The sequence below is a fragment of the Gemmatimonas sp. genome (assembly GCF_044345575.1).
Taxonomy (GTDB): Bacteria; Gemmatimonadota; Gemmatimonadetes; order Gemmatimonadales; family Gemmatimonadaceae; genus Gemmatimonas.
Map to the genome: position 1 here is coordinate 1 of NZ_JBIJAW010000205.1, position 5,830 is coordinate 5,830.

The following is a 5,830-nucleotide window of genomic DNA, read 5'->3' on the forward strand; positions in this document are numbered from 1 at the left end:
TCAGAACACCGACAGGATGCTCTCGTCGTCGCCGTCATCGAACGGGATGAGTGCTTCGCCTGAATCCCGCGGCGCGGGCTTGGCGATCGGGACTGGTGCCGCCTTGATCGGTGGACGGCTCGCGAGACGCTTTGGGGCCGGCACGGGCGACGGTAGCGGCGCCTTACGGGGCACCGCTGCTGGTGCCTTGGTGATCGCCCGCGGCGTGTGGGCCACGCGTGTCGTGTGGGGCGTGCGCGCCGGGCGCCCGTTGGTGATGACGAAGCTGTTCACCAGATCCTGCAGCGTCTGCGCTTGACTGCTGAGTTCCACCGCAGCGCTGGCGGCTTCCTCGGCATTGCTGGCCACCGTCTGCGTCGTCGCGTTCATCTGGCTCGCCGCGCTCGTGAGCTGCTGGACGCCGTCCGACTGCGACGCGCTCGTGTTGGCAATCTCACCGATCACTTCGCCGAGGTTCTGTACCTGGGTGTTGATCTCGAGCAGCTTGCCGTTGACCACGTGCGTGAACGTGTTGCCCGACTGTGCGTGGCGCACGCTCTCGTCGATGAGCGACGCGGTGTTCTTCGCCGCTTCAGCGCTGCGAATGGCAAGGCTGCGCACCTCTTCGGCCACGACGGCGAAGCCCTTGCCCGCGTCGCCGGCGCGCGCCGCTTCCACGGCTGCATTCAGGGCCAGCAGATTCGTCTGGAACGCGATCTCGTCGATCGTCTTGACGATCTTCGCCGTTTCGGCACTCGACTTGGTGATCTGGTCCATGGCCTGCGACAGCTGCGTCATCTCCTGCACGCCCAGCGTCGCAATGTCACGGGCGGAGCCCGCCAGTGCACGCGCCTGCGCGGCGTTCTGCGCGTTGAGCTTGGCCATGGACGCCAGCTCGGTGAGGCTGCTGGTCGTTTCTTCCAGGCTTGCGGCCTGATCGGCTGCGCCGTGCGCAAGCCCATCGCTGCCGGCGCTGATTTCCCCACCGGCGCCCGCCACTTGCTCGGCAGCGGCAGCCACTTCGGCGAGCGCCTGGTCCAGATTCGTCACCGCGGCGTTCAGGGCGTCCTGCATGCCGACGAACTCCCCGCGATAGGCACCGGCCATCCGGGCCGTCAGATTGCGGTCGGCGAGCTTCTGCAGGACCGACGAGGCGTCGCGAATGGGTACGCTCACGCTGTCCATGAGATGATTGATGCCCGACGCCAGTTCGCTGTAGCTGCCCTGATACCGGCTGGTATCAGCGCGCTGCGACAGGTCACCGTCGGCCGCAGCGGCGTTGAGCCGGCCGGCGTCGGTGACGATGGCGAGCACGTTGCGCTGCGCCGCATTCAACGACGCGATCGACGCCTGGCAGGTGGCGATGATGCCGTTGACCGTGCGCGCCAGTTCACCGAATTCATCGTCCGACGTGACGTTGATGGGTGACGTGGTGGCTTCGAGCTTGCCCGTGAGATCCCCGCGAGCCATGCCGGCGGCAATGCGTTCGATACCGGCAATGCAGTTGCGACTCAGCTTGCTCGCGCGGTCGATGATCGCCCCCATGGGGACAAGGATGGCGCGCTTGAGCGACACGAACGCGAAGCCGGCCGCCGCGAGCACGGCCACGGTCGCCACGACCACCAGCGCACGGGCACTCCCAGCGGTCTCACCGAGTGAAACCAGAATCGCCAGATTGAACGCCACCGCAATCGCGGCGACGGAAAAGACACTGACGGCGATACGACGCGAGACCGACGACGTCGAACTCATGATGACGCACCATCCAGAAAGAAAGGAAACTGCCGCCGGGTTGCATCGGCTATAGAAGGGTTTCGGGTGCTGCGCCCCAGAACTGAATGCCCCCGACGGGCGTGTTTCACGCGCTCGAGGCGCGGCATCACGATGTCCTGCTTATGCGGCCGATCGAGAGCCCTTCTTCGGTGCCACGCCAAGACGGCGTTGCTGGGTATCCTCGGTGGTGAAGGCCGACACCGTACCCGCCAGATGCTCGGCCCGCTCCCGAAGCTCGACACTTGCCGAGCTGCTCTCTTCGGCGTTGGCGGCGACCGACTGCGTGACCACGTTGATCTGTTCGATGGCGATCGCGATCTGTGCGACCCCCTGGTCCTGCTGCACGCTCGCGGCTGCCACTTCCCCGATGACACTGCTCACCCGATCGGCCTGCTGGGCGATCGTGGCCAGCTTGTCGAGGACCTGCGCGTTGAGTGTCACGCCCGCGGCGGCAGCCGATACCGACGTCTCGATCAACTGCGCGGTGTTCCGCGCGGCGTCGGCGCTGCGCAGCGCCAGGCTGCGCACTTCCTCGGCCACCACGGCGAAGCCGCGACCGGCATCGCCGGCACGGGCTGCTTCCACGGCGGCATTCAGCGCGAGCAGATTGGTCTGGAACGCAATCTCGTCGATCGTCTTGATGATTTTGGCCGTGGAGTCCGCCCCTTCCTTGATCCGTCCGATGGCCTCGGTGAGCTGATGCATGCCCTTTACGCCGTCGGCCGCGTTGGTGCGCGACTGCTCCGCGATGGCGCGGGCTTCCGCGGCGTGCGCGGCACTGGTCTGCGTCATGCTCGTGAGTTCCTGCAGGCTGGCCGCCACCTCTTCGAGTGATGCGGCCTGGCTCGACGCCCCGTCGGCCAGCACGCCACTACTTTCGCGGAGCGCCGCGGCCGTATCGAGAATTTCGCCCGACGACTGCGTGACCTCGCGCATCGTGGAGGCGAGCTCCACGACCGCGGCGTTGAAGTTCGCCTGCACCTCGGCGTTACGCTCGGTGTAGCTCCCCGTGACGCGAACGGACAGGTCGCCCTTGGCGAGTCGCTCGAGTGCCGAGCTGATCTCGTCGAGGAAACGCATGGCCTCACCCTTGAGGAGCTGTTCCACCCGCTCCTGACGGGCGTTGGTCAACGCGGTGATCACGACGGCAATGTCGGCCTGGAGCACCCGGTCGAAGGCGCGCTGGAAACGCCGATACTCGGCGATCGTCGCCCCGCCGCTCTCCACAGCCCGCAGCATGTGCTCGCGAATCACCTCGTACATCGCGACGTACCAATTGGAATCGAGATTGATACGCTCGTGCACGGCGCCGACGTGGCGACGGTAGGCCACGTACTGGTCGTCGATCGTCCCCGTGAACATGGCCAGCAGGTACTTGGTGACCAGCGGTCGCTGACGGTCCACGCTCGTATGCTTCTCGATGATCGACTGTACCTCGCGCGTCTTCGAGATGTACCCGTAGAAATCGTCGATCATCGTATCGCACGCGGCTTTGCACTGCGGCTCCCACGACTGAATGACACCGAGATCCGTGGGGGTCACCTGCAGGAATTCGAACCGCTTGCGCACCTCCGGATCGGTCACGGAAAGGCGACCGGTCGGGTAAGCGCGTTCGGCGGGTTCGGATTTGCGTGCGAAGAAGTTGAGCATTGGGGAGTGGCCTCAGGCAGCACGTCGGCGGCAGGCTTCAGCTGGTGGGGTTACGTCACGGGGCGCACGCCATCGTGCGTCCGCAGGGCGCAACTGCCGCGGTGCACTGCAGAGTCTCGCATCAGCGCATGCAATTCTTTAATTAGTTTTGCGTCACATTCTGGACCGTTGGTCCTAGTCTTGCTTGGCGCGCGCTCAGGGACGGCACCGGGGTCACTCGTGCCGCAGCGCCTCGATGGGGTCGAGCCGTGAGGCGCGCTGGGCTGGCACCATACCGAAGACGATCCCGATGCCTACCGACACGGCAACTGCGATCATGGTGAGTGTCACGGGAACCGGGGCGTTCACCTCCAGCGCCATGGAGGCCGCACGGCCGAGGGCCAAGCCAACGAGGATCCCGATGACCCCGCCGATTCCGGTGAGCGTGCTGGCCTCCACGAGGAACTGCAGGAGGATGTCGCGCCGCGTCGCCCCCAGCGCCTTCCGTACACCGATTTCGCGCGTGCGACTCGTGACCGATACGGTCATGATCGCCATCACGCCGATGCCGCCCACGAGCAGGGCCACGCCGCTCAACACGATCATCACGAGGAAGAAGACGCTCGTGAGACTGTTGAAGGTGTCGAGAATCTGATCCTGCGTGACGAGATCGAAGGTGTTGCCGCCCCCCGGGCGCAGGCGACGCGCTTCGCGTAGGGCCATTTCGACGGAACTCTGCGCCTGCGCCACACGGATCCCCGCGCGCGGCTTCACGGGGATGAACAGCGCATTGGTGCGATCGATCTGATACGATCGGTCCATGAACCGGTAGGTCACCACCGCTCCCACCGATTGCCCGGGGGGAGCGAAGATGTTGCCGGGCTGTTGCCACAGTCCGATGACCGTGAGCACCCGCCCGCCGATACGTACCTGGCGGCCCAGAGCGCGTTCCTGCCCAAAGAGCGATCGCGCCGTTTCTTCCTGCAGCACCACCACCGGTGCGCCCGCGGCACTCTCGTTTCTGGTGAACCACCGACCGTCCACCAGTTCACCGCCTTGAATGAGCGTGAAGCCGTCGTCCGCGCCCATCACTGCCATGCCCTGAGTCCGCACGCCGTCGACTTCGATCCGCGCCAACGTCTGCGCCCACAGTGAGGCGTAGCCGATCTCCGGTAACTGCCGGATGCGCTCCACCTCGCTCTCACTGAGATCGGGGCGGATGCGCACATCCTTCGGCAGGTTGTCCGGATTCAGCGGGGTCTGCGAAAACTTCTTGAGCACGTACAGGGTGGTCGGGCCAGCGACTTCAATCGTGGTGACGATCTGGTCGCGGATGCCCTGCACGATGGCGGCCATGGCCATGACCGTGGCCACACCGATCACGACGCCGAGAATCGTCAGCGCCGACCGCAGTTTGCTGGCGCGCAAGGCGCTGATGGCAAGCCGCACATTCTCGCCGATCCCACCGGCGGTCAGCGCCACGAGGCCCTCCGAGAGACGCGCACCATCAGGTCTCCGCCCGCATGGCGGTGATGGGGTCGAGTCGAGCGGCGCGCGTGGCGGGGTACACACCGAACAGCACACCGATCCCGGCGCCCAGCACCAGCGACAGTACCACACTCCAGGGCGTGACACGGGCGGGCAGGGGGCTGAACGTGCTTACGAGCACCGACAGGATCCAACCGGACAGCACACCAAAGGCGCCTCCGGCAACAGACAACGCCACCGCCTCGGCGAGGAACTGTCGTCGCACGTCGGCACGCGTGGCGCCCACCGCCTTTCGCAAGCCGATTTCATGGGTGCGCTCGGTCACGGCCATGAGCATGATGTTCATGATCACGATCCCGCCCACGAGAATGCCGATCGCCACCACGGCAGGCACCACGGCAAACAACACGCGCGTAAGCTGCTTCCAGAAGTCGATGAAGGCCTCGCCGGTGCCGATATCGAAGTTGTCCCGGTCGGAGGGGCGCAGGTGGCGCGCGATACGCATCGATTCCTGCGCCCGCGCCATGGCGGGGCCCACCTCTTCGGCCGTGCGCATCTTTACGCTCACGACCGTCTGCTGCCGGCGCCCCCAAATACTTTCGAACGACGGAATGGGGATCATCACGAAGGCGTCGAACGACTGACCGAGCACGCGGCCCTTGGGGGCCACCACACCGATCACGGTGAATCGCTGACCGCCGATACGGACTTCCTGGTCGATGGCTTTGCCGTTGTCGAAGAGATCTTTCGCCACATCAGCGCCGATGGCCACGACGTTGCGCCGTTCGCGGATATCCACGTCACTGAGCGGCCGGCCAGCCACGAACCGGTAGTCCTGCACCACCTGGTATCCTTCGGTCACGCCGAAGACCAGCACGCTGCCGAGCGTGCGATTACGCCAGACGATATCGGATCGGGGCGTGGGCCAGCCCGTGGAGAGGCCAATGGCCAAGGCATCCGG

Annotated in this window: 4 protein-coding genes; all 4 read right to left on the reverse strand. The window is 65.7% G+C overall.

Translation table 11 applies throughout. From position 1 onward, the window contains the following. A complete protein-coding gene (locus ACIQ6O_RS11645; RefSeq protein WP_396207959.1) occupies positions 1-1,731 on the reverse strand; it encodes a methyl-accepting chemotaxis protein in 1,731 nt (576 codons plus the stop codon). 141 nt (positions 1,732-1,872) lie between these two features. Beyond that, positions 1,873-3,336, reverse strand: a complete 1,464-nt coding sequence (locus ACIQ6O_RS11650) for a methyl-accepting chemotaxis protein (RefSeq protein WP_396207960.1) — start codon at positions 3,334-3,336, stop codon at positions 1,873-1,875. A gap of 279 nt (positions 3,337-3,615) precedes the next feature. Then, positions 3,616-4,863, reverse strand: a complete 1,248-nt coding sequence (locus ACIQ6O_RS11655; RefSeq protein ID WP_396207961.1) for an ABC transporter permease — start codon at positions 4,861-4,863, stop codon at positions 3,616-3,618. A 25-nt stretch (positions 4,864-4,888) separates the two neighbouring features. Beyond that, a partial coding sequence (locus ACIQ6O_RS11660; protein WP_396207962.1) for an ABC transporter permease occupies positions 4,889-5,830 on the reverse strand: 942 nt, incomplete at its 5' end.

Bases quoted from the DNA above. Each gene is read 5' to 3' on its own strand.
- ACIQ6O_RS11645 (WP_396207959.1), bottom strand. From the start codon at position 1,731: ATGAGTTCGACGTCGTCGGTCTCGCGTCGTATCGCCGTCAGTGTCTTT.